The 25,748-nt window shown below is 41.0% G+C and carries 16 protein-coding genes; 2 read left to right on the top strand and 14 right to left on the bottom strand.

Going from position 1 to position 25,748, the window contains the following annotated elements:
- Positions 1 to 3: 3 nt before the first annotated feature.
- From PQR79_RS09075 to PQR79_RS09025, 11 genes are all read right to left on the bottom strand, one after another.
- Positions 4 to 1,056: an efflux RND transporter periplasmic adaptor subunit gene (locus PQR79_RS09075; RefSeq protein ID WP_238107570.1), complete on the bottom strand. Its 1,053-nt coding sequence runs from the start codon at positions 1,054 to 1,056 to the stop codon at positions 4 to 6.
- Between the two features lie 195 nt (positions 1,057 to 1,251).
- Entirely contained in the window at positions 1,252 to 2,535 is a 1,284-nt protein-coding gene (locus tag PQR79_RS09070) for an OmpP1/FadL family transporter (protein WP_238107571.1), read from the bottom strand.
- A 409-nt stretch (positions 2,536 to 2,944) separates the two neighbouring features.
- Positions 2,945 to 4,402 carry a sodium/proline symporter PutP gene (gene putP / locus PQR79_RS09065; protein ID WP_238107572.1) on the bottom strand — a complete coding sequence of 486 codons (1,458 nt, stop codon included), beginning with the start codon at positions 4,400 to 4,402 and terminating at the stop codon, positions 2,945 to 2,947.
- 132 nt (positions 4,403 to 4,534) lie between these two features.
- Positions 4,535 to 5,242, bottom strand: coding sequence for a DUF3379 domain-containing protein (locus PQR79_RS09060; RefSeq protein ID WP_238107573.1), 708 nt, complete (start codon positions 5,240 to 5,242; stop codon positions 4,535 to 4,537).
- Positions 5,235 to 5,798 (bottom strand): sigma-70 family RNA polymerase sigma factor, encoded by a 564-nt coding sequence (locus PQR79_RS09055; RefSeq protein WP_238107574.1) that lies wholly within the window; start codon positions 5,796 to 5,798, stop codon positions 5,235 to 5,237. The genes PQR79_RS09060 and PQR79_RS09055 overlap by 8 nt, the downstream gene beginning before the upstream one ends.
- Before the next feature lie 128 nt (positions 5,799 to 5,926).
- The gene (locus PQR79_RS09050) at positions 5,927 to 7,561 is read right to left on the bottom strand and encodes a BatD family protein (RefSeq protein ID WP_238107575.1); all 1,635 of its coding nucleotides are present in this window, start codon (positions 7,559 to 7,561) and stop codon (positions 5,927 to 5,929) included.
- The gene (locus PQR79_RS09045; RefSeq protein WP_238107576.1) at positions 7,555 to 9,645 is read right to left on the bottom strand and encodes a vWA domain-containing protein; all 2,091 of its coding nucleotides are present in this window, start codon (positions 9,643 to 9,645) and stop codon (positions 7,555 to 7,557) included. The genes PQR79_RS09050 and PQR79_RS09045 overlap by 7 nt, the downstream gene beginning before the upstream one ends.
- Positions 9,645 to 10,643 (bottom strand): vWA domain-containing protein, encoded by a 999-nt coding sequence (locus PQR79_RS09040; protein WP_238107577.1) that lies wholly within the window; start codon positions 10,641 to 10,643, stop codon positions 9,645 to 9,647. Before PQR79_RS09040 ends, PQR79_RS09045 begins: the two co-directional genes overlap by 1 nt.
- Complete coding sequence (locus PQR79_RS09035; RefSeq protein WP_238107578.1) at positions 10,643 to 11,182, bottom strand: DUF4381 domain-containing protein; 540 nt, start codon at positions 11,180 to 11,182, stop codon at positions 10,643 to 10,645. The genes PQR79_RS09040 and PQR79_RS09035 overlap by 1 nt, the downstream gene beginning before the upstream one ends.
- On the bottom strand, positions 11,183 to 12,151 hold the full coding sequence (locus PQR79_RS09030; protein WP_372943299.1) for a DUF58 domain-containing protein: 969 nt from the start codon (positions 12,149 to 12,151) through the stop codon (positions 11,183 to 11,185).
- A gap of 8 nt (positions 12,152 to 12,159) precedes the next feature.
- On the bottom strand, positions 12,160 to 13,116 hold the full coding sequence (locus PQR79_RS09025; protein WP_238107579.1) for an AAA family ATPase: 957 nt from the start codon (positions 13,114 to 13,116) through the stop codon (positions 12,160 to 12,162).
- 250 nt (positions 13,117 to 13,366) lie between these two features.
- Here PQR79_RS09025 and fadI point away from each other — a divergent pair, with 250 nt between their 5' ends.
- Both fadI and fadJ read left to right on the top strand, forming a co-directional pair.
- Positions 13,367 to 14,677: an acetyl-CoA C-acyltransferase FadI gene (fadI, locus tag PQR79_RS09020; RefSeq protein WP_238107580.1), complete on the top strand. Its 1,311-nt coding sequence runs from the start codon at positions 13,367 to 13,369 to the stop codon at positions 14,675 to 14,677.
- Between the two features lie 5 nt (positions 14,678 to 14,682).
- Positions 14,683 to 16,809 carry a fatty acid oxidation complex subunit alpha FadJ gene (gene fadJ, locus PQR79_RS09015; RefSeq protein WP_238107581.1) on the top strand — a complete coding sequence of 709 codons (2,127 nt, stop codon included), beginning with the start codon at positions 14,683 to 14,685 and terminating at the stop codon, positions 16,807 to 16,809.
- A 734-nt stretch (positions 16,810 to 17,543) separates the two neighbouring features.
- Here fadJ and PQR79_RS09010 read toward each other — a convergent pair.
- The 3 genes from PQR79_RS09010 to PQR79_RS09000 all read right to left on the bottom strand — a co-directional run bounded on the left by PQR79_RS09010 (position 17,544) and on the right by PQR79_RS09000 (position 25,587).
- On the bottom strand, positions 17,544 to 18,098 hold the full coding sequence (locus tag PQR79_RS09010) for a hypothetical protein (RefSeq protein WP_274408452.1): 555 nt from the start codon (positions 18,096 to 18,098) through the stop codon (positions 17,544 to 17,546).
- 107 nt (positions 18,099 to 18,205) lie between these two features.
- Complete coding sequence (locus tag PQR79_RS09005; protein ID WP_238107583.1) at positions 18,206 to 22,522, bottom strand: EAL domain-containing protein; 4,317 nt, start codon at positions 22,520 to 22,522, stop codon at positions 18,206 to 18,208.
- Between the two features lie 275 nt (positions 22,523 to 22,797).
- Positions 22,798 to 25,587: an insulinase family protein gene (locus tag PQR79_RS09000; protein WP_238107584.1), complete on the bottom strand. Its 2,790-nt coding sequence runs from the start codon at positions 25,585 to 25,587 to the stop codon at positions 22,798 to 22,800.
- Between the last annotated feature and the right edge of the window lie 161 nt (positions 25,588 to 25,748).

The raw sequence follows: 25,748 nt of genomic DNA, 5'->3' as shown, positions 1-25,748 counted from the left end.
AAATTACTCCTTCGCTTTAGCTGCACGGCTGTGTATTAAATACTGCGCAGCATCTAGGATGATTTCATCACCTGACATCAAGCCTGATAACACTTCTACTTGCTGTTTTTCTTGGTCAATAAAACCAAGGCGTACTTGATTAAGCACAACTTTATCAGCATTTATTCGGTATATTGAACTGAGATCTCCAACCTGATGAAGCGCAGATAATGGAATAAATAAACTCGGCTGGCTGGTTTGTTCAGCGATGACTTTTACCCATTGTCCAACGTGTAAATCAGTATTATTGGGATAAGTAAAATTAACCCGAACTGTATGACTGTGGGTTTGTGGGTCGGCAAAATTAAACGGATTAATGTCGGTGGCTGAAATTACCTGGCCATTAGCCAATAAAATGTTAATTTTTTCAAGTTGCTGCAAAGTGGCTAAATCTTGCTGTGGTATTTGAAATACCACTCTTAGGTGTTCGTTGTCATACCCAGAAAACAACGCTTGGCCATATGAGATTGTTTCACCTTGTTCAACAAAGCGTTGGGTCACTCGGCCACTAAAAGGCGCGCTTACAATCGTATAGTTGAGATTCTCTTTGGCCTTTATGAGTTGCGCTTTAGCTGCGCTAACAGCTTGTGCTGATGTTTTGGCTTTGGCTGTCGCCTCATCCATTGCACCTTTTGAAATAGCCCCTTTGGGAAATAACTCTTTATAGCGAATAAATTGCGCTTGGGCTTCGTTATTTACAGCTTCTGTTTTGGCTAGTTCTGCTTCAGCAGCAGCAAGCTCAGCGCCTTGTTCTTTATTAGTGATTTCTAATAGTGCACTGCCGTGAGGAACTAAGTCATTGACGTCATAATGAATATTAATGATACGTCCAGAGGTTTGCGCTGACACAGTAGCAGCTTTGGTTGCCTCCACTTTGGCGTCAAACACCCTCGGTTGAGCTTGGTGAGTATATGCCACTGTGACAGTGTCAAATTCATGTTCGGCGGCGATGAGAGGTACTGAGATGACAGTACAAAGTGCACAAAATAATGATAGAGAAGCGTATAAGCGAGACATAATAACAGCACCTATATAAAGTTCATAAGAAAATTCTAATGGACTTTGGTTTTTTACGCAATAGCGTTACAGTAAAAACTTAATAAATTATAACTTTTAGATATAAAAAAACCGCCCATTAAAGGCGGTTTTATTAAAAAAGAATAACGTTATAAACAATTATATTGATTATGACTAACGCGAGTAAGTTAACACTTAAAAGCTGTAGTTATACTGTAATGAGTAATAAACGGCATTAGAGCGAGTTTGTGCTGAGATCTCACTGTCTAAACCGGTGACCATAGGTAAGATTGCGCTGTTTTCTAACACGGTAACATCTTCACCACGAACAAAGGCAATACCAAAGTCAACGCTTGATTTGTTGGTTAAATTGTAAGTTGCACCAGCGGTATACCAAGTACGGTCTGAGTCTGGAATAGATAACGACGAATGTTCATCTACAACACCTTCATCACTGGCAACACCAGCTCGCAATGTCCAATCTTCTGATAAGTTATAGGTCGCACCTAAACTTAAGAACCAAGAATCTTTCCAGTGATATTCTTTTAAATCAGTTTTAGCCACACCGTTTTCACCGTCGATAACTTCGATTCGGTCAAACTTGCTCCAGTTGGTCCACTGAGCAGTGTAGTGCAAGGCAAAGGTATCGGTTAGCTGGTGGAAACCGGCAAACTGAGCAATATCTGCAATAGGGATATCAATTTTGTTGTATTCAGAATAAGCATAATTGACATCACCTTTGGCGGATAATGTTGGGCTCAAACGGTAACTTAGGCCAAAACGATTATCTTTATTCATTTCATACACAACACCTGCAATACCACCAAGTGCCCAACCATCAGCTTCAACGTCAACAATGCTGCCTATTTGTGAGTTTTCTGTGGTACGAGTTAACGTACCGCTGCCATACACGGCGTCAAGGCCTAAACCTAAGCTCCACTGCTCGTTTATACGATATGACACGCTGGTGTTTAAGTTAACGGTAACCACTTCGGTGTTACCTAATAAGTCTACCGGTGTGGGTAATGGTACGTCGTTTCCGCCCACCGTTGGGGTTCTGTCTGCTAATGCCGTTAAATCTGTGCCGGTACCATAGTTGCTGAATGCCGCTACACCAAAGGCCCATTTATCATCGATTGGGTTAATATAATAAAAATTTGGGATGACTTTTGAGTCTGCAGCATCGTGCTCACTGCCATAGTTAACATCCTGGCCACCGTATGAACCTGTAACATCAGAAACTGAAACATCGATGTCAGCATATACGACACCTAAAGATAATGATGTTTCATCAAATAAAGCCATTGCTGCAGGGTTGCGTGACAATACTGATGCATTGTCGGCAATCACGGCTTCACCAGCCATTGCGCGGCCAATACCGGTAGCTGATTGGCTATTTAATTGAAAACCCGCAGCTGTTGCTTGTGTACTGGCAAGTAATACCGCAGATGTTAATAAAGTCTTGTTGAACTTGTTCATTATATTTTCCCATTTATTATGCCCATGACGTACAAGTGTTAACTCGTAGGACCACTCATGGCTTATAGTCTGGGGCATCTTAGGTAAGTGACCATCATGTAACAACTCCGACCAGATGTTAGTCATTGTTAATATTACGTTAATTTAGCTTTGTATAAATGATGTAGGTGTTTGAAACCATAGTGGTATATGTGATTTTTTATCAGTACTTGCTCACTAAACTCAATGCGTTAATGTTTATTAATAAGTTGTTTTTAAACCATAAGACACGGAAAAGTCACGTAATGTGATATTGGGTCAGGTGCAGAGAAAATAGTGATAAATAGCGCACATAACCTCATTTATTTTGAGGTTATGTGACAGTTGTAAGCTGAAAGTAATGTTGTCGGCTTACGTTAATATTATTTTCTTATGTCTTTAACGAGTGATTAAAGGCATCAAAATCAGCCACTGTTTTAGGCGCTGGAGGTGATAACTTACTGACAACCACACCCACTATCGTGGCAAGAATAAAGCCAGGTACAATTTCATATAAATCAAAAATTCCGCCACTCAATTGCTTCCAAACAACAACCGTAATCGCTCCCACTATAATGGTTAACACTGCACCATTTCGGCTGAATCCACGCCAAAACAATGACATTAATACTACAGGGCCAAATGCTGCACCAAAGCCCGCCCATGCATAGCTTACTAAGCCAAGTACGCTACTTTCTGGATTTAACGCCACGATGCCAGCGACTAAAGCGATTGCGATAACACCAAAACGTCCTACAAGCATTAATTCTTTGTCGGTCGCTTTAGGGCGCAACCATTTAAGGTAAAAGTCTTCAGTAATCACGCTTGAGCAAACCAGTAATTGAGAGTCGATTGTACTCATAATTGCCGAGAGAATTGCCGCAATCAATATGCCACCAATCCATGGGTTGAATGCCACGTGAGCTAAGTTGATAAACACTGTTTCTGAGTTTTCGAGCGGATCAGCGGCAAAATATAAACTGCCAGCGATGCCGGTTGCTAATGCACCTATTAACGCTAACACCATCCAACTCATGGCTATGCGACGTGACAAGACAAGATCTTTTGGATTACCAATTGCCATAAAACGCGACAGGATATGCGGTTGACCAAAATACCCTAAGCCCCAAGCGAGTAGAGAGACTAAGCCTAAGGTTGTGGTGTTTTCATTAATAAATGACAACATTGCAGGGTCGATTTGTTCAAAACCAGTTTGCGTGTCGGGTTGGCTGAAAATGGCGACAGGGACGATTAATAAGGCTACTAGCATTAAACAACCTTGGAAAAAGTCAGTCCAGCTCACGGCAAAAAAGCCGCCGACAAAGGTATATGACACAATAATAAACGAACCAATGAGTAGGGCTAGGGTGTAATCAAGACCAAAGACTTTCTCAAATAATATGGCGCCACCGACCATGCCCGAAGAGGCGTAAAACGTGAAGAAAATGAGAATGGTTACCGCAGACACCAGTCTTAATAAACCATGGCTGTCGTTAAAACGATTTTCAAAGAAGTCAGGTAGGGTAAGAGAGTTATCTGCCATTTGAGTATAAATACGCAAACGTTTGGCTACAAATAACCAGTTAAGCCACGCACCAAAAATGAGACCAAAACCAATCCAAGCTTCACCTAAGCCACTGAGGTAAACCGCACCTGGAAGACCTAACAATAGCCATCCTGACATATCCGATGCCCCCACACTCAGTGCCGTCACTGCTGGGCCCATTTTTCGGCCGCCAAGAATATAATCATCGACAGTGTCTGTTTTGCGGTAAGCCCAATAGCCGATACCCATCATTAAAACGAGATAGCCAACAAAGGTGATGATGATCGGTGTTTGAATTTCCATATCGTGTCCTGTGAATTATTTTTATGTCGCAATCCTAGCAGAAGTTTGCGCTGGTTCACACTTTGATTTTTTTCATGATAAAAAAATCCGCTAATCAATGGAGTAGCGGATTTCAGTAAGTAACAGGCTTGGTTATATAAAGGTGTTTTCGACTTCTTTTTTTACAAAATCTAGATCAGAAGCGGGTTCGCCAACAAGAACCATATAAGCATCTGCTGTTTGAAAACTCTGCCCCTTGTATTGGTTGTCAGCAAAAGCTTCTTCCAATACGACGCGGTTTTCGGCTGGTACGATAAACAATGTCACTTTGTTACCTAATTCATCAGCCATCACTAAATGCAGTGACTTGACTCCTTGAAAGTCACAATAGGCGGTATAAAACACCCGTCCTGGCTGTTTGATGAATTTTGAATCACTTAAGCCTTTTATGCTCGCAAGCTTAAAATTGACATCATTAAAACCAATATCTTGCTCCATGATTAATGCTTTGGTTTCATGATGAACGTGCGCTAATGAGTTTTCAGATAAATTTACCGGGGTAAAACGTAACATACTAAAACTGACACCCACCACGAAGGCCACCGACGCAGCCATGGCCATCATATAGCGCCCACGCTTTTTGGTTTGCTGGTGAAGGTTTAATTGCTGTCGTAATAATAGCTTGTCTGCTAAATCTTCTGGCACATCAATTTTTAGTGCTTGAGTCAGTTTTTGATCAAATGCTTTTAGGTCTTTGACAAATTTAGCATCGTCTTCATTTTCAGCGAGGTGCGCTAAAAAATCGTCGGATTGATTATTGGGGTCGCCGTATGCTTGACGACGAAATTGTAGATCATCCATTTGATTGACCTCTTACCTCTGGTGTGTCTAATGCTTCTTTTAATTGATTGCGAGCTCTAAACAAACGCGTCATGACCGTATTACGGTTTAATTCGAGCATGTCGGCAATTTCATCGCCACTAAAGCCACCAATCAGTTGCAATAACAATGGCTCTCGGTATTCAATATCGAGTTTACCTATTTGGCGACGAAGCCAATATTGCTCTGTTTCATCTTCATTGCTTGAAGAATATACATCTTCAAGTAAATCTTGCTCAACATCACTGTAGTCAAATTGTTTACGTTCAAAACGTCTGGCATTTTCCCGTCGTAAGATGGTAATAAGCCACGCTTTTGCTGCTTTATCATCTTTTAAAGAATCTAAAGAGCGCCACGCTCTTAAGAACGTTTCTTGAGTGATGTCTTCTGCGACATGCTTATCGCCACTAAGCCAAAAGGCATAACGGAATATGTCGGTGTGAAGCGCCCTGACAAGGCTATCGTATCGTCGTTGTTTTGTTACCATGTCTGATAAGACCGCGACATCAGCCTTTTTCTTTCGTAGGGTTCCGAACATTTTTTAACTTTTTTGAGTTAAACATGTTCAATAGCTTAAAAAGCCAGAGTGGGAATAGCAAGATAAATCACCCCAGTGGTCAATCCGAGCTGGGGTGAACGAGGTTTATCCTTATGAAAGATGAAGTGTTAAGGATTTAAGTCTGCGATGAGTGATTTTTTATGGGATTGTGGCTGTTCTTTGTAAGCGAGAATAGCATCCATGAGTGATTTTTTATCCATGGCCTGCGGCTGACGACTGTATTTGTCTGCTTGCAATTTATGGATGGCACTAGCGAGCGGTGCCGATAAATTGCTAATTTGGCTGAGTGTCATAGGTTGGCCAATACGTTCACTAAAGTAGGCTTGTACTGCTGTAATCGCTGCGCTGCTGTCGTTTCTATCGCAAGCATGGATTATGGCATTTAAGCCTGTAGTAGCCGTTTTACGCGGACCATTATCTTTTGAATGTATATCATGTTGCGGGTTATATGAATAACTAGCCGAAACTGCGCGGCGCCATAACACTAATGTGACTAACCAAAGTAAGGCGAACCCCCCGGCAATGATAGGCCAATATTGTTGGTTATTCACGGGACTAAAGCTGTCGGCTGCAGGGATATCCGTTGTCGCTGCACTGCTACCAATGACTCTAATGGTACGTTCAGGTAGTGTGGCAAACTGTTGTTTTTTAATGTACGGATTCCACCATGGTACTCGAATTTCAGGTAATGTGTAAGTGCCTGGTTTTGTTGGTACTATTGCGGTTGTTAAGCTATATTGTGACACTACTTGATTATCACGCACAAAGGTTTGTCTGACCGGTTTTTCAGGATATGCTTTTAGTCCTTCTGCTAACGGAATTTCAATGTCAGGTAGGCTAGTGTCATCTGTATTTGAGGCAATAAGGCTGACAGTGCGGGTGATTGGACTACCCACTTCAAATTCGCTGATATCTTCAGGCCATGTCTCTTTTAGCATGACAATGTCACTGACCAGCCATTTACCTTGATAGCTTGGTGGTATCGAGTTGACTTGAATCACCTCTCGCTCAGCTTCCGTTTGCATTGGACGGCTTTCATTAAAACCAAACATGCCTCCACGTCTTTGGGATTCTATTAATACGTCACCAGAGAAACTGGCCCCGTTGATGACTAACTCACCTGGTAGGTCGGCTATAATCCCATAAGTGCGTTCAATAACTCTAAACCGGCGGCCATCGAGTATTTCACTGCTATCTTTGTCTTCGCCAATTTGTTTAATTTGCGCGCCCTCAACGGCTGGAGCACTTAATACACCACGTTGGAGTTCGACAGCTAGGTATAACTTGACTTTGTAGGTAATCAGTTGGCCAACGTAAGCTTCAGATGCATTGGTTTGAACTTTAATAAACACGTTTTGTCGCTCATCTGCCTTTGCGCCTTGTTGAATGACTTTTAAGTTGATTGGATTTGAGCTTACGCCTTTGATATTAAAGCTCGGAATAGTCACCATGCCCATACTTTTGGGGGACAGTAAAACCTGCCAACGGGTTTCGCGTGTAGTGTCAAAGTTAACCATTTTCGTGCTGCGACCAACACTGGTTCGGCCCACGATAAAATCGTCTAATAATATTGAAGTATCAAGTGCGCCGGCATTGAGGTCATCATCAGCCACAATATCAAGTACAAAGTATTCGCCCGCAACCACAGGGTTACGATCGACCGTAGCTTGCACCTGGCTAAGTGCAAAAGCGGGTGAGGCAATAATAAATAGCAATAGGCTACATAAAATTCTGATTACCACTGTTCATTATCCTTAGTCGGTTGACTATTTTGACGACGTTTTTGATATTCAAGTTGCATTTTATTTCGGATGAGCACCTGCGGATCTTCAGTGACGGCACGTAATGCCCGCTGCATGTCTGCTGGTAAATCATCTTGATTGATTTGTGTTGCAGAAACCATCTCGGAAGGTTCGCCTTGTGGTTGTTCTGTTGCTGCCGGTGAAGCTCCCGCACTCATTTGTGGGGGCTGTTGGTTAGCTTGCTCTTCAGCGGCCTCTGCTGCAGCTTGCATACTTGCTTCATTACTTAATGGCTCATCGTTGTCATTGGGCGATTGCCCTGATTGAGATGATTGCTGCTCAGTATCAGCGTTCTCGTCAGCATTTGTTGCAGATTGTTGCTGTTTATTTTGCGGTTCATTGTCTTGTTCAGAGCTTGACTGTTGCTGTTCTTGTTGCGCTTCAGATTCGTTATCGGCGAGACTATTTTGTTCACTGGTTTTATCTTGCCCCGATGATGGTTGGTTTTGCTGATCACTTTTGGATTGGTCTTGTGATTGTTGTCCACGTTGTTGGTTATCTTGTTGTTCACTGTTTTGTTCTGTTTGCGATTGATCAGAAGGTGATGAGTTATTGTCCTGATTTTTTTGGTCAGAATTTGAGTTGGGATCGTTTGATTGCTCACCGTCGCCAGATTGATCTTGATTAGACGATTGCTCAGATTGCTGTTGTTGCTCAAGCAACTGTTTAGCTAACTCAAGGTTTTTCTGTGCTTCAGTAAAGGGCGATTGCAATTCAAGAGCTTGCTGATAACGCTTAATGGCTGCTTGGTAGTCGTTTAGCTGCATTAATGCATTACCTTGGTTGTATAAACCATTGGCACTGTTATCTTGCTCAAAACCTTCTAGGGCTTGCTGATAATCACCGGCTTTGTAATGAGCCGATGCCTGCCATAGTGGGTCTTTAAATTTGTCAGCCGCTTGGGTGAAGTCGCCTTGTTCAAAAGCCGATTGTGCTTGTTGATCTTGAGTCTGCCATAAGTCTTGCCATAATGATGCGTGTGCTGGTTGGCTAGTTACCGCATTTAGCCCCATCAAAGCACCCAGTAAAAAGAGTGGATTTAACATTAATGTCATTAAGCCCTGGCGAAAACTAAGCAACATAGGTAATACCAGTATCATAGCTAGGTAAGGGCCTAAATCTTGCCATGATTCACCCGCAAGCTCTGTTTCGGTTGCTTCACCATCATTGGCTAACCATTCGGTGAGCGTCTTAACGTCACTGCCGTCAGTTTGTGCCGGGACCAGTATCCCTTGATGTTGTTGAGCTAATTTTTGCAATAAAGCGTAATCTGTTTTGGCGACCACCACTTCGTTGCTGTTGTCACGCAGCAATTGACCATCATCTAACCGAATGGGGGCGCCTTGTTGGCTACCAAATGCCATTATTGATAAGCGATAGCGACTATCTTTTAATGCTTTGGCAGCTTGATTGAATTGAGTATCTGATACCCCATCTGTCATTAAAATAATATCACCACGCACATGACCACCTTGCGCCAGTAACTTTTCGGCAAGTGTCAGGGCTGAAGCGAGATTAGAACCTTTTGTCGGCATAATCTCTGGCGACAGCGTCGGTAATAAATTAAGAATGGTTGCCGTGTCGCGGGTTAAAGGGCTGATGGTGTATGCATCACCAGCATAGGCAATAAGGCCGGTTTCACCTTCTTTGAGCTCTGACAATAAGTCTGTGGCTCTAAACCGGGCGTATGACAAACGGTTAGGGCTTAAATCAGTGGCATACATCGACAATGACATGTCCATGATTAAGACTCGACCTTGTTCGGTTACAAAAACGGGTAAATTTTGTTTATTAACCGCAGGACCCGCTAAGGCAAAAACCGCAATAATCCAGCATGCGATTAATAACCACTTAGGCTGGCTTTTGTTGTCTGCAGTTTGCGTAATGAGCAATTGGCTTAAATGGGGAGCGATGTATTGTTTCCACGCCGACTGCTGGCTGTGTCTACGCCAAAATAATAAGCTGATTAATGCCACCGGCAATAAGGCAAATAACCACTCTGGTCGGATTAAATGCACCATCATCAGTTTGCCTCCTTGGTGACACTTTTAGGCGCAAAAAGCGTTGGCCATTGCTGTTGTAACACAATCAGTAAACTGATGAGCAATGACATTAATAAAGGCCAATAGAAGAGTTCACTTTTAGGACGATAACTGAGTTGGTCGCGACTGACTGGCTCAAGTTTATCGATTTGCTGATAAATACTGTCTAATTCTTCAGTGTTACGCGCTCTGAAATAATAACCATTGGTCATTTCAGCCAGCTTTTTCAATTGGGTTTCGTCTAAATCCATTGACGGGTTAACTCGTTCTTTACCAAATATCGTGCGGCGTTCTAGCACTTCTGCACCCACACCAATAGTGTAAATTGTGATATTACGTTTAGCGGCGATTTGCGCAGCGACTTCGGGCTCTATATTACCGGCATTGTTCGAGCCGTCAGTTAATAAAATTAACACACGATTACTTTCATCCACTTGATCGAAGCGTTTTACCGCCAGTGCAATCGCTTCGCCAATGGCGGTTTGTTTGCCCACGAGACCTATTTGTGCATCGGCTAAAAAAGTGGCCACAGATCGGCGGTCTTGGGTCAATGGGGCTTGTAAATATGCGTGGTCGGCAAACAATATCAGCCCGAGTCTGTCACCTTTACGGCGCTCAATAAAATCACTGAGTACATGCTGAATTAGGGTAAAACGATTTACGGTTTGGCCATTAATCACCATGTCTTCAATTTGCATACTGCCCGAAAGATCAACAGCCACCATTAAATCGCGGCCTTTTGACGGCAGCTCAATGGGTTCCCCCAGCCATTGGGGTCTAGCGATGGCAATTAATAAAAACGTCCACATTAACCAGTAACGTTTGCGACTTTGTTTATTTTTATGGGTATGAGTCACCGTCGTAGCTGTCGCAATGCCGGGTATGTGTAAGTGTCCACCAACATCACTGGTTTTGGCTTGTTTAATCAATAGCGGTAAAGGCAGTAATAACAGTAACCATGGCCAATATAAAGCTAACATTAGGCCTCCTGCGCTTGGTCGGTTATTAATGTTTGGTCGCTAAAGGCTTGCTTGCTGGTTAACCAAGCCCTGGCTAACAATAATAATTGTTGTTTATCGTCAAGGCTTAAGCCGCTGGGCTGATGACGCTTAATCAGCAACTCACCAATTTGCTGCTGATGTTTGCTTGGTAAGCGCTTATCTAACCAATCAAACCATGGTTGCCCATTTAATTTAGCTAAATGTTGTCGCGGCAGGTAGGTCATGGCGGTGCGTTTAAGTAAGCTATTTACGTTTGCAGCAAAATCATCATCATTGATGTCGTATTGATTTAACATGGCAAGCGCCATTTTTCTTGGTGCATGGTGTTGATATTTTTTATACAGTTTATAACTAAGCCAAGCCAGTAAAATAATCACTAATGCTGCAATAATCCAATAACCCGGTGCAATGGGCATCGCGCTGATTGGGTCAGGTAATTTTATGTCTTGAAGTTGTGCTAATGGCCCAGCATTAACATCGGTTGTGATTGGCGTCATTGGTGAATTTGAAGTTGTCATTTAACGTAAAATATCCAATTGGGCACTGAGTGGTTTGGCGGCATCAATTAATCTTGGCTGCACTTTAATCAAATTCATTAAATTCATAAATTGCTGTTGTTGTGATTGCTGATTTGCTAACCATGCTTCATAACTTTGGCGAGTTAAGGTTAACTGCTGTTGTCCATCTCGCACTGGTAAAGTGAACTGCTTGGGTAACGCTAATGTGCCTTGTCTCAGTGGATCGGTAACCACAAATGCGCCGATATCACAGTGGCGAGACAGTTCCGTAAGCGGGGCTAAACACTGTTGATTAATATGTTGCCCGTCACTAATGATCCAAATCATTGAGCCTGGCTTGGCAAGACGTAATAACCGTTGGCAAGCATTAAACATGTGTCCAGGATCTGACATTAATTGGTTTATTTGACTGAGCTGTTGCTGGTGAACGTCAATTAGCCCAGACGTTAACTGCAAAATCCCTTGGCGGCGACTGCGAGGTTTTATTTCTAAATGGTTGGTTTCACTAGCAATGAGTGCACCTAAGCGGTCGCCATGATTGATTGCATTCCAGCCGAGCGTGGTTGCTAAGTGAGCAATTTGTACTGATTGCAGTAACAACTGCGAGCCGAAATAAGCGCTGTGGCTCAAGTCAATAAGTAGCAAAATAGGACGTTCGCGTTCTTCCACAAACAATTTTGTGTGTGCCACACCTGTGCGGGCTGTTACTCGCCAGTCAATGGTACGTACGTCATCGCCATTTTGGTAGTGACGTACTTCAGCAAACTCCATACCACGGCCTTTAATTAGGCTACTGCGATGGCCCGACAATGCCGCTTTAGCGCGAGATTGACGGTCAGGTATCGCCCGCGACAAACTTTGGCAGGCAATGAGTTCTTGCTCGGTTAAATTAACACCATCGCTGTATAGTGGCAGTGACTGAGTATTGTACATCATAGCGTTATCAAACTTACTAATATCAACATGCATTAGCGCCTTTAAGGTACGGCAACTTGACTAAGAATATGGTCGATAACGTGATCGGCGGTCACACCTTCCGCTTGAGCCTGATAACTCAGTAATAAACGATGACGCAGCACATTAGGCGCAACGGCTTGGATATCTTCAGGTGACACAAAATCTCGTTCATATAACCAAGCACGGGCACGAGCGCATCGCTCTAATGAAATGGTTGCCCGTGGGCTAACGCCATATTCTAACCATTTTGCGAGTTCGCTACTGTAACGTGCGGGTTGACGTGTCGCCATCACGATTTCGACGATGTATTTTTCGAGTGGCTCGGCGAGGTAAATGTCTAACGCTTGGTCACGCGCTGCAAAAACATCTGCTTGAGCAACAGGGTCAATGGTTGGTAATTGATGTGTTTGGGCTTCTTTTCGCGATTGACGCAAAATTTCGCATTCAGTTTCTGCGCTAGGGTAATCAAGATTTAAGTGCATTAAAAAACGGTCTAACTGCGCTTCTGGTAGAGGGTAAGTCCCTTCATTTTCTAATGGGTTTTGTGTCGCCATCACTAAAAAAAGTTTAGGTAATGGGTAGCTGTTTTTACCCACGGTAACTTGGCCTTCTGCCATTGCTTCTAATAATGCAGATTGTACTTTTGCTGGTGCGCGGTTGATTTCGTCAGCCAGAATAAGATTGTGAAAAATCGGCCCAGCTTCAAATTCAAATGTGCCCGTTTGCTGACGGTAAATGTCAGTTCCGGTTAAATCGGCAGGTAATAAATCTGGCGTAAATTGGATACGATGAAACTCGCCTTCAACACCATCACAAAGCGCTTTTACGGCACGAGTTTTGGCTAAACCAGGGGGGCCTTCAACTAATAAGTGACCATTGGCGATAAGTGCAATTAATAGGTTTTCGGTTAATACAGGCTGACCTAACACAACAGTATCTAAATAGGCGCGCAATGAGTGGAAACGACTTAACGGCATAGCTGTACTCAATTTATTTTGTTTGCATTGGGGTTATTGAAGCCTATGTTATGAATTATATGGGTTTTTGGCTAGTAGGATTAACATATTTTAACTATTAATGAATCAGATAGTTGTAAACGCCTGTTTAAAACTATTCAATAAAAAGTTAGAATCAGATCACACTTTGATGGTCTGACCAGATAATCTGGCAAAAAAAGAACACTTATCGGCTCTGCCTTGATGAGCTAACAATAATAGAGGGTGACATATGAGTGATAGACAACAGGTAACAAATGCCCGGGGCGAACGCATTGCGATTGTTGCCGGTTTACGAACTCCATTTGCTAAACAAGCTACTGCTTTCCATGGTGTTTCTGCATTGGATATGGGAAAAATGGTGGTAAATGAGTTGCTGTCTCGCTCTGAAATAGACCCTCAGCTTATTGAACAGTTAGTGTATGGCCAAGTGGTACAAATGCCAGCTGCGCCAAACATTGCCCGTGAAATCGTATTAGGTACGGGCATGAATGTCACAACTGATGCTTACTCAGTGACGCGTGCCTGTGCAACGAGTTTTCAATCGGCGGTAAACGTGGCTGAGTCCATTATGACCGGAAATATTGAAATCGGTTTGGCCGGTGGTTCCGATTCATCGTCTGTATTACCCATTGGCGTGTCTAAAAAATTAGCTCATGCATTGGTTGACCTTAATAAAGCACGCACCTTTAAGCAAAAGTTTGCGATTGCACGTCGTTTAGGGCTAAAAGATTTAATGCCAGTGCCCCCAGCGGTAGCAGAATACTCAACAGGTTTGTCTATGGGGCAAACGGCAGAGCAAATGGCGAAAACATATAACATTAGCCGTGCCGATCAAGATGCATTAGCGCATCGTTCACACACTCTCGCAACTGAAACATGGAACTCTGGCGTGCTGCAACAAGAGGTGATGACGGCACATATTCCACCTTATAAGCAGTTTATCGACCGCGATAATAACATTCGTGAAAATTCGGTACTTGAGTCTTATGCCAAATTACGCCCTGCGTTTGACCGCAAACACGGAAGCGTGACAGCCGCAAACAGTACACCATTAACCGATGGTGCATCGGCCATTATTTTAATGAGCGAAGGTCGTGCTAAAGCCTTAGGTTATCAACCGATTGGTTACATTAAGAGTTATGCCTTTACTGCTATCGATGTATGGCAAGACATGTTGATGGGGCCTTCTTATGCAACGCCATTAGCGCTTAAACGTGCGGGTATGGAATTAGAAGATTTAACCTTAATTGAAATGCATGAAGCCTTTGCTGCACAAACATTAGCAAACATGCAAATGTTTGGTTCTAAAAAGTTTGCTGAAGAAAAGCTAGGGCGTAACCGCGCGATTGGCGAAATTGATATGAGTAAGTTTAACGTTTTAGGTGGCTCACTGGCTTATGGCCATCCATTTGCCGCAACAGGTACCCGTTTGATCACCCAGGTGTGTCGTGAACTAAAACGCCGTGGTGGTGGTACTGGTTTGGCAACAGCTTGTGCTGCTGGTGGTTTAGGTGCAGCAATGATTTTAGAGGTGGAGTAATGAGCATGGAAAAAACATTTAATTTAGCGCGCCGTGAAGATGGTATTGCCATTTTAACAATGGATGTTCCTGGTGAAACCATGAACACCTTAAAAGCAGAATTTGGACCTGAAATCACTGAGATCCTTGCTGAAATCAAAGCTGACAGCAGCATTAAAGGTTTAGTGGTGACGTCTGGTAAAGCGGATTCGTTTGTTGCTGGCGCCGATATTACCATGCTAGCTGCCTGTAAAAGCGAAGCCGATGCTAAAACCCTATCGCAACAAGGGCATGTGGTGTTTTCTGAGCTTGAAGGTTTATCAATCCCTGTGGTTGCTGCCATTAATGGTGCGTGTTTAGGTGGTGGCTTAGAGCTCGCGTTAGCGTGTCATTTACGTGTGTGTAGTGACGACAAAAAGACCATGTTAGGCGTACCAGAAGTGCAATTAGGTTTATTGCCTGGTGGCGGCGGTACACAGCGTTTGCCTCGATTAGTCGGTATTGCCACGGCATTAGACATGATGTTAACAGGCAAGCAAATTCGTCCTAAACAAGCATTAAAAATGGGGTTAGTGAATGACGTGGTGCCAAATTCCATTTTAGTTGAAACTGCGGTTGAGCTAGCCAAAAAGGGTAAGCAAGCAGCTAAGCCTGTAAAGCAATCTAAAATTAATCAATTTTTAGAGTCTAGTTCGTTTACGCGCGATATTATGTTTGATCAAGCCCGTAAACAGGTGATGAAGAAAACCCAAGGTAATTATCCTGCACCGGCTAAAATCATCGATTGTGTCCGTCAAGGCATGAACAAAGGCATGGTGAAAGGGCTTGAGGTTGAAGCCACTCATTTTGCTAATTTAGTGATGTCCAAAGAGTCGGCTGCATTACGTAGTTTGTTTTTTGCGACCACAGAGATGAAAAAAGAAACCGGTGCTGAGGGCGCTGAGCCACGTAAAGTCAATAAGGTGATGGTACTTGGTGGTGGCTTAATGGGCGGTGGTATCGCCTCTGTTACCACAACCAAAGCTAAAATTCCTGCACGTGTTAAAGACATTTCAGAACAGGGCTTAAGCAACGCGTTATCTTATGCATACAAGTTATTAGATAAAGGTGTTAAGCGTCGCCATATGACGCCTGCCGTGCGTGACAATATTATGTCGCTAATGACGACAACTACCGAATACACAGGTATTAAAGACGCTGATATTGTGGTTGAAGCAGTGTTTGAAGATTTAGCGCTTAAACATCAAATGGTGAAAGATGTTGAGCGTGAATGTGGTGAGCATACTATTTTTGCTTCTAATACGTCATCACTCCCGATTGGCCAAATTGCCGCAGCGGCGAGCCGTCCTGAAAACGTTATCGGCTTACATTATTTCTCACCAGTAGAAAAAATGCCGTTAGTGGAAGTGATTGCCCATAAAACCACATCACCAGAAACCATCGCAACAACGGTTGCGTTTGCTCGTAAACAAGGTAAAACGCCCATTGTTGTACAAGATGGCGCAGGTTTTTATGTTAACCGTATCTTAGCCTTGTACATGAACGAAGCCGCTCAGTTGTTATTAGAAGGCCAGCGTGTTGAGCATTTAGACCGTGCTCTTGTTAAGTTTGGTTTCCCTGTTGGCCCAATGACATTGCTTGATGAAGTCGGCATTGATGTTGGCGCTAAGATTTCACCTATTTTAGAGAAAGAGCTCGGTGAGCGCTTTAAGGCTCCAGCTGCTTTTGACAAGTTACTAGGCGATGACCGTAAAGGGCGCAAAAATGGTAAAGGGTTCTATCAATATGGACCTAAAGCGAAGAAAGCAAAACTGGTCGATGAGTCGGTTTACAAAGTGCTTGATATCTTAATTGCGTCAGACAAAGAATCGAAAGGTGTGGCAGAGCGTTGTACCATCCAAATGCTAAACGAAGCGGTTCGTTGTCTTGAAGAGGGGATTATTGCCTCACCAAGAGACGGTGACATTGGCGCAATATTTGGTATTGGTTTCCCACCATTTTTAGGCGGACCATTCCGTTATATTGACACCTTAGGTGCCAAGAATTTAGTCGACACGTTGAACGGATACCAATCATTATACGGTGAGCGTTTTAAGCCGTGTGATACGCTGGTCAACATGGCGAGTGACGGGGGCCAGTTTTATAACAGCTAATTAGTGATTATGGTTAATGAAACCGCTCGTCATGAGCGGTTTTTTATTGCCTACGACTTTTGCTATTTACTACACATAATGGTTTGCATAAAAAAGCGGCAAAATGTTGCCGCCTTATGGTTATCGTACGGCATTTTTTTGCCTAACTTTTAATCGAAATAAGCCTACGGTTAAGGTATAGTACGCACTCTTTAAATGTGTAGATCAAATTGACAAGCTAAATCTGAATAGGAATAACACAGGGACCTAAGTGCAAAATAACTGAGTTCATTTTAGCTTTAGTCATACGACACAGTATGGATTAGCTTTCGGTACAGTAGAGGTAAGTTGTATGCAGTTAGGTTGGTTGGTGATTCTTATGTTATCGAGTGCAAGTAGTTGTGTTGCGTTTGCCTTTGCAGCTTATAAGCAAGGGTTAGCGGTTAAAAGGTGGGGGTGTCTGGCGCTTGTATTGGGTCCGCTGACTTATCCGCTGTTTAGCGCTCATAAGCATCTTGCTGACATGAAGATGGCTCGAAATGGTGGTTACCGGATAAAATGCTAGTGAGTTTAGCGGTATAGATATAACAAAAAAGGAGCCTAGGCTCCTTTTTTGGTATTGAGAAGTTTATTTCCACCAAGCGTTAGCTTGGATAACTTCTAAATGGTTCAAGCCTTCAGGCAGTTTCACCTTTTTACGAGCGGGTTTTGCTAAACCTAGGGCGATTTTTAGAGAAGTAAACATCGTATTCTCCTTAAGCAGTTTGAGTGTCTAAAACTTTAATAGCAGGAATACCAGCAGTTTGAGTCTCTAAAACTTTAATAGCAGGAATACCAGCAGTTTGAGTCTCTAAAACTTTAATAGCAGGAATACCAGCAGTTTGAGTGTCTARAACTTTAATCGCAGGKATACCAGCAGTTTGAGTGTCTAAGACTTTAATGGCAGGAATACCAGCAGTTTGAGTGTCTAAGACTTTAATGGCAGGAATACCAGCAGTTTGAGTGTCTAAAACTTTAATGGCAGGGATACCAGCAGTTTGAGTGTCTAAAACTTTAATGGCAGGGATACCAGCAGTTTGAGTGTCTAAGACTTTAATGGCAGGAATACCAGCAGTTTGGGTGTCTAAAACTTTAATAGCAGGAATACCAGCAGTTTGGGTGTCTAAAACTTTAATGGCAGGTATACCAGCAGTTTGGGTGTCTAAAACTTTAATGGCAGGGATACCAGCAGTTTTCGTCTCATTGACCGTTGCGAAACTACCAATAGATAAAGCCGATAACACTGCTAATGCAATTATTCCTTTGATCATTTTCATTCTCTCTTATTTATTATTCAAGCTCAGGGTTTAATATCAATATTATTTTGACTACTGAACATGAGTTAGCATTTAACATGCCAAAAGTAAGAGATAATGATTTATTTTTTCATTAGTGTTTGTGTTAAAGAATCGTGCTTAAGTTTATCGGCGGTTAACATGGCTTCAAAATCTGTTTCTTTTATCGGTTTGCTATATATATATCCTTGAATTTCTTCACAATTTAGTGCCTTTAAGATGTTGAGCTGTGCTGTTTGCTCAACACCTTCGCCGACAACCGATAACCCCATGTTGTGGGCAATGGTGATAATTGAATCGACCATTTTAAGGTCGCGATCAGATTTATCGATATCGTCTACGAAAGTCTTGTCAATTTTTAAACAATTAATCGGGAAACGTTTTAAATAAGATAATGACGAATAACCAGTACCAAAGTCATCAAGTGCGAGGCTCACGCCCATTTTGGCTAGTTGCTGCATGACTTTAATCGCTTGTTCTGGGTTCTTGATTACAGTGCCTTCAGTGATTTCTAATTCTAAATGTTTTGCTGGCAGTTTTGTCAGTCGTAAAATTGACTCTATCCGCTGTTGCAAATCAGCCAGTGCAAATTGCTTAGACGATAAATTGACAGCGACGCGGCCTGTAAATAATCCAGAGTCCAACCACTTTTGTGCAGCAAAGCAAGCTTTGCGTAATACCACATCACCTATCTCGACAATTAAACCATTTTCTTCGGCAAGTGGAATAAACTCGTTAGGCCCAATAATACCCAGTGTTGGGTGGTTTAAGCGAACGAGTGCTTCCATGCCTGTGAGGCGATCCTTTTTAACATCAATTTTAGGTTGGTAGTAAACTTCAAACAAATCGTCTTTTAAGGCTTCTCTTATCAGGTTTTCAATTTCAAGTTGGCGTAATGCGTTTTGGTTTAATGATTCAGAATAGAATTGATAACGGTTACCACCTGCAGATTTCGCATGGTACATCGCAATGTCAGCTTTTCGCAGCAAAGCTTGTTCATTTTGTTCATCTTCTGGGTACAACACAATCCCAATACTGATCCCTAAGACCAGTGATTCATTATTGATATTGAATGCTGGTTTTAAGCAATTGATGACTTTTGTGGCTATTGCTGCGCAATTACCAATGTCTGGAAACTGGTCAACAAGCAATGCAAATTCATCGCCACCTAATCGGTATAAGCTGGCATGTTCTGGGATTGCTAAATTGATTCGCTCTGCAACTCCAATCAATAAATCATCACCAATTTGATGACCTAATGAATCATTAATGCGTTTGAAATTATCTAGGTCGAGCACCATGAGGGTATGATGAATGTCTTTTTTTACCAAGTTACTTAAAGTGACTTGTAAGCTTGAGCGATTAGGTAAGCCTGTTAATAAATCATTGTTGGTTAGCTTTCTGAGCTCTTCTTCCTGTTGTTTGCGGCGTGTAATATCAGAAAATACGCCGACATAATGACTTGTTTCACCTTGTTCGTTGTAAATGGCATCAATGGTGAGTTCCATTAAGAAAAAGTCATCCGTGCCTCTACAGGCTTCAACTTCACCGTTCCAGCGACCTTGTTGTTTTAATATGGTCCTGATTTGTTCTGAATAACTTTCAGGATAACGACTAAAGCTAAGTGTTTCCTCTAGATACTTTTCATGGGTTGATGCCGTGAGTTCACAGCAAGCTTCGTTGACTTCAACATATTGGTATTTTTCGTTTAAAATGAACATCCCTTCAGAAATGTTCTCAATTGCGCGCGCAAACAAACGTAACTGTTCTTCAGCTTGTTTGATATTATTGATGTCTTTGATTGTCCCCGTCATGCGTAAAGGCTGATCTTTTTGATCTCGTTCAACAATTTTTGCTCGGTCTAATATCCAGATCCATTGTTGGTTACGTGCTTTAACACGATAGGCAATTTCAAAGTGGTCAGTGATGGAGTTAAAATGATCATTAAGGGCTTTTGCTACACGGTCTCTGTCTAAAGGGTGGATGTTGCTCTCTTCATCTGGATTACCTGATCGACGGCCGTCTTGAGGAAAGTCTAATGATCCCCATATGTTAGAACGATAAATTTTACCGCTTTCAATATCCCAGTCCCACATTTCATCGCCACTGCCCCACAAGGATAATTTTAAACGTTCTTCACTCAAGGCGATTTGCTTTTGTGTTTGACGGCGTCTATTTAAAACATTAAAAAAAGTTATAACGAGAACTATACATAAAAAACCATATATAAATTTAGCTTTGTTAGATAGCCACCATGGAGGGGTGATATTTATTTTTAAGTTTTTTATATCAGTTTTTAAACCTGAAAGTTTATTTTTAGCATAAATTTTAAATGTATATTGATCTGCAGATAGGTTAGTGTATGTAACACTATTATTACCATTGGTAGAAAGCCAGTTTTTTTCTAAATCTTCAAGGTAATATAGGAAGTCAAAACTATGGTTGTTCTCCCCAATAACATTAAAGCTTAATGTGAAGGGGTAGTCTGAATGTTTTAATGTTATCTCTTCCAAACTATTTAATGGTTTAGGTAATATGTTTGACCCTACATCAATTGAGCTGTTGAATAAAGATAAGTTAGTAAGTGAAATTTTTTTAGGTATGTCGTTTTGTATTGTGGACATTACTCTTTTAGGGTTTATTAAACTAAGTCCGTCAATTCCACCTAGTAAGATTGAGTTGTTGTTTATGATTAATGATGATTGTGTGTTGTAATCTTTTAATACTCCATTATCTACTGTGAGTGTATTTATGATGTTGCTAGATGTATTTATTAAATAAATCTCACGATTAGATGCGGCAACCAATATATCTTCAACAAAAGATAGTGAATATATTACCTTTTTTCTGTTAAGTACTGTTTTGGTTGAGTCGTGCTTGTTTTTGTTGGTTGAAAATATTGCGCTTCTCGTTCCAAAATAAATATTGTTGCCTTTTAATGCAAGGTTAAAAACCATATCTTCATTAAATATTATTCTAGATGTATTGTTTTTCCATAATATTAATCCAGCTTGTGAGGCAATCCAAAGTTGATTATCTACTTTTAACATGTCGTATATAGGGAAGTTTAAGTTTGTTTTTATTTTTTCGACTTCTTTACCTTCCAAGGAAAAAATTATAATTTCACCTTTAAAGTTAGATGAGTATATTAATTTTTCATTTTTATTATATTTTATATTGATTATTAAGTCGCTAGATATCAACGTTTCTTCGTTGGTTGTTAAATCTTTTAAGAATAAGCCTGACTTCGTACCTATAAAAATCTTTTTATTGATTATTAGTATTGACTTGGGTCCATGAGGAAAGGATGTTTTAATTTTTCTTATTAAGTTCATATTTTGGTCATAATGATAAATATCACTGTCATCATTGAGCATAAAAAATGTATCTGTTTCCTTTGATAAAGACCAAATGCCTTTTTCTAGTATATTGATTTTTTTTACTAAGTTATTTTTTTGTGTGATGGTAATAAATCCATCATTATAATTTGATATGTAAATGGTTTCATTGTTTTCAAATATAAAAGCTTTGGCAAACTTTACACCATCGACTTGTAATTCACCTACCTTTTCCCAAGTGATATTTTTGTTGTTAATTTTAATTTTTATTATGTTGTTTTCTTGTAGCCCTAAAGCGTACTCTGCGTTTTTATGAGATGAAATGTCTATAAATTTCAATGGAGATATTCGTTGTGCATCATTATTAATTGAGAATATGCCATTATTAGTTGCTGCTATTATGTTATTGTTTAATAATGCTATATCATTGGTGTCATTTAATAGTCTGGTTACAACTCCGTTGTCAATGCTTATTGTATGCCCTTCATAATTTCTAATGTAATATTTGTTTTTAAATTTTATTATGTTTTTAATTTCTTTTAAATTATCACTTTCAAATTCTATTGATAATTTTTTACTTAAACTATCATAAGATAAAAATTTATTATTTAGACCAATCAGAATTTCGTTGTCTTGTTTTGATATGGACCAAATGGCCTGATCGCCAATTTGAGCAGAAATGCTGTTTGGGTGAAATGATTCTGTTTCTTCATTAAATTCGACGAGTCCTTTGTCTGTGCCGACAAGTAGGGTGCCATTGTCATCAATCAGTAAATTGCGAATAAAGGAGCTTGGCAGTGATTTCCCATCATCACCAGCATAAAATTGTTTAAACTCATTGCCGTCAAAACGATTTAGGCCGTTGATGGTTCCAACCCAAACGTAGCCTTCTTTATCTTCAACGATTGCCGTAACAGTATCTTGTGATAGTCCATCTGCTACACCATAATTTGTGTGATTAAGAAGCAGATCAAAGTTTGAATCTGCGTTTTCCGTCTCTATGGCAGCAGCAAAGGGGCTGATAAAAATACACACACAGATAAACAGTAAAATTTTAGGCATAATTGTTATACTTATTCTCGTTCGATGCCGCAAAGAAGTTGATGAAATGTCTACTTTTTCAGAAACCTGCGGGTTTGTCAAAAGCATGTTAATAAAAAAGAAGTGATTGATAGATTAATGTGCAAATATTCTAATAATTTCATTTAAGAGTTACTTTTTTATCAGCGACTTATGTAGCACTAAAGTTTTATATGGTATCCGATTCCGTTTATGCCGTTATTGATTGAATTTGAGTGACTTCATGATGAAAGTGATGTTGTCACCCAATGGTTAACTTAAAACTGGAATTGCTCTGCTTGTTGCTTAAATGCTTTTAAATCGACGATCATGTTATCAGATCTCAGACTTGCTTGGCTGTGATGTTGTTCACCACAACTGAATAATACTAAACGGTCACAATTTCGACTGCGCATGTGGGCGACCATAAATTTAATTAAGTCTGCTCGAGTTAACTTCATGACTTCTGCAACAACGGTTTCACGTTGGTTAAATTGATAATCTCGGTTACCTAAGCTGACCCAGTAACGTTGGCTACGGGTTTTTAAATTGGTGTCATTTTCCATTATTTGGCTAATCATGCCTTGCTTGGTACTTTCCCACTGTTCATTGGTGATTTGCATAACGGCATAGTTAAAATCTGCAATAAATTCATCTATGGCTTCAAGCAGTTGTCGCGGTCCTGTAGTGGGAGATTGAACGTAAAAAATAATGCCAGGGTGTCGATTTAATGGTAAATAACCGGTACCAACCATATAGCCGAGTTGTTGCTTAGTGCGTAACTCGTGAAAGAAGGTTGAAGACATAGTGTGATTTAACAGGCTAAACAGTGCCATGCGCTCTGGTGTGGCAACCCGTGATTGATAATAAACAATGATGGCACTGTCTTGATGGGCAATGCTTTTCTCACGTAGTAGTGAGCCCCTTTTATCTAAATTGATTAACTCTCTTGAGGATTCTGCGCTTGGCTTGGTTACCAACGACAGTAAATGTTTTAAGCGTTTACCGAGTTGTTGGGCTTCTTGTTCTAACCAATCGCCATAGACTAGCCCCTCAAGATAGACTTTTTTGTAGAATGCACTCACGTGATTATGTAAATCATTGAGGGTGAGTTCTGCTAATTCTTCAGCCATTCTGGCTGGCTCAAAGCTTCTCTTTTGCAGAGTGACGGTTAAGCTGGTAAATAATTGCGAGATAGGTTTTGCTTGAGCAACGTTATGCCAGCTTCGCAAAATTTGCTTTTTAATCATATTGAAACGCTGTTCGGTAAAGTTGCGTTCGCGCGCTTTGTTGATAATTAAGGTTAATAGTTTTTCTTGATTGCCTGTAAAACCGGTGAGATGCAGGGTTATTCCACCTTGATGGGGGTAAATGTTGTAATTAAGCCCAGCCACTTCTGCTTGGTAGGTTGGTTCGGTGAGGTAATCGATGAGCATTTCAACGTAAAGGCGCGTCAATGCCGCCTGTCTGGGGGTAGAGCTAGCTTGTTCTGAATCAAGCGACAAGTATAAATGGCCTTTGGGGACATTGAACTCATCATCCTTTTTGTGCCAAAGACGATATCCTTCACCCTCAGCAACTATTTTAGGTACGTCAGTGTTGCTTTTATCTGGGCGAGCTTGAGGATTAGCAACAATAAATGGGTTTTTTTCAGGTAGTTTTAGCGAATCTCGAGTGCTTACCACTGACCACTTTGCTAGTTGATAGGCCTGTAATGGCGTGACTTGGTATGGTGTGTCGTACCATGACGCTTGTTTATCTGCTTGTGATTCTCTAGCCACGGTCATTAAACGCATATTACTTACTGACATCATGGACAATAATTGTTTAGTTTCAGCTTCATGCATTTCATCCATTCGGTAATCACCATAAATAATATCTTCAATATCATAATGATGCATGTTAATGCTGAGATGGCTGGCTAAGTCCAAGGTTTTGATTTGCTCTTGAAACCTGAATGCGGTATCCAACAGACTGGCACGCTCTTGGTAACGCCAAGCGTTAACGCCTTGTTGTTTGATAAGATCAATATATTCAAATACACACGTGACCACTTCATCTAATTCAATATAACCTTTATCAGTCAACTGAATGCTGATGGAATAATCTTTAAAGTTATAACCATTCACTCCACCACCAGCAGACAAGTTATTAGCTAAACCTTGTAGTTTTAAATACGACAATAAGCTGCCAGGGCTCTCATTACCCAGCAAGTGGCTGATAAACGTTAATGGTTTGCGCTTATAAAATTGATCTATTTCAGGCAGTGCAAAACAAATGCTGACGCGTTTTTGATCTTTGAGCGGCACGATTTTAATATGCTTTTGCTGCTGAGTGACTTCGAGTAATGCTTCGTTGGGATAGTGTTTGCTGACATTTCGGTTTTCGATTGCCGAAAAGTATTGGGTCACAATGGCTTCTAATTCTGCAATTGGTCGCGGCGCAACAACACAAAGTGTCATAATATTTGCACTATAGTGTTGTCGATAAAATGCTAAAAGTTCATCACGAATATCAGCCTGTTTACCTGCTAAAGTAGCTAAATTACCCACCGAGAATTTTGAGAACGGGTGCTTAGGGTTTACGGTTTCTTTTTGTACCTGATAAACTCGGCGAATATCGTCTTTGAGCTTTAAGCTAAACTCTGACTCGATAGCTTGTCTTTCACGGTCGACTAAGTCTAAATCAAATTTAGGGGCGATGAAAAATTGACTAAAGCGGTCTAAAGAACCTTCTAAAGCGTCTGCATTGATGCTGTAAAAAAAGTTAGTTTGTTCAGTGCCGGTCCATGCATTATTATTACCACCATGCTGATTAATATAGGCATGATACTCGCCTGAATCTGGGTATTTATCGGTACCTAAAAACAACATGTGTTCAAGAAAATGTGCCATGCCGGGTCTTTCAACAGGATCGTCAAAATGGCCAACACTGACAGCCATCGACGCAGCCGCTTGGTTTGATTGCATATCTTCAACCAAAAGCACTCGTAATTGATTGCTTAACACTCGATATTGATATTGGCGATGATCATTTTGGCTTTTATAAATGGTTGGATATTCAGGCAAAAGAAGGCTCCAGAAAACATAACTAGTTATATAGTGATCTTCTTATGAGTTTTTAGCAAATAGCGAAGACATGTTTTATGCATTTATCGACTAAAGTTTAGTTAGTTATCGACGATACTAGGGTTTGTTGTTGTGCTTTTTAGCGCTACAATTGCCGAAGA

It is taken from the genome of Shewanella metallivivens (genome assembly GCF_028750675.1).
GTDB lineage: Bacteria > Pseudomonadota > Gammaproteobacteria > Enterobacterales > Shewanellaceae > Shewanella > Shewanella metallivivens.
Note: the sequence above shows the minus strand (reverse complement) of the source record. Positions and strands in the feature narration are given on the sequence as shown.

Excerpts from the sequence above, each read along its gene's own strand:
- PQR79_RS09075 (WP_238107570.1), bottom strand. The coding sequence starts at position 1,056 with ATGTCTCGCTTATACGCTTCTCTATCATTATTTTGTGCACTTTGTACT.
- PQR79_RS09070 (WP_238107571.1), bottom strand. The coding sequence starts at position 2,535 with ATGAACAAGTTCAACAAGACTTTATTAACATCTGCGGTATTACTTGCC.
- putP (WP_238107572.1), bottom strand. The coding sequence starts at position 4,402 with ATGGAAATTCAAACACCGATCATCATCACCTTTGTTGGCTATCTCGTT.
- PQR79_RS09060 (WP_238107573.1), bottom strand. The coding sequence starts at position 5,242 with ATGGATGATCTACAATTTCGTCGTCAAGCATACGGCGACCCCAATAAT.
- PQR79_RS09055 (WP_238107574.1), bottom strand. The coding sequence starts at position 5,798 with ATGTTCGGAACCCTACGAAAGAAAAAGGCTGATGTCGCGGTCTTATCA.
- PQR79_RS09045 (WP_238107576.1), bottom strand. The coding sequence starts at position 9,645 with ATGATGGTGCATTTAATCCGACCAGAGTGGTTATTTGCCTTATTGCCG.
- PQR79_RS09040 (WP_238107577.1), bottom strand. The coding sequence starts at position 10,643 with ATGTTAGCTTTATATTGGCCATGGTTACTGTTATTACTGCCTTTACCG.
- PQR79_RS09035 (WP_238107578.1), bottom strand. The coding sequence starts at position 11,182 with ATGACAACTTCAAATTCACCAATGACGCCAATCACAACCGATGTTAAT.
- PQR79_RS09030 (WP_372943299.1), bottom strand. The coding sequence starts at position 12,151 with ATGCATGTTGATATTAGTAAGTTTGATAACGCTATGATGTACAATACT.
- PQR79_RS09025 (WP_238107579.1), bottom strand. The coding sequence starts at position 13,116 with ATGCCGTTAAGTCGTTTCCACTCATTGCGCGCCTATTTAGATACTGTT.
- fadI (WP_238107580.1), top strand. The coding sequence starts at position 13,367 with ATGAGTGATAGACAACAGGTAACAAATGCCCGGGGCGAACGCATTGCG.
- fadJ (WP_238107581.1), top strand. The coding sequence starts at position 14,683 with ATGGAAAAAACATTTAATTTAGCGCGCCGTGAAGATGGTATTGCCATT.
- PQR79_RS09005 (WP_238107583.1), bottom strand. The coding sequence starts at position 22,522 with ATGCCTAAAATTTTACTGTTTATCTGTGTGTGTATTTTTATCAGCCCC.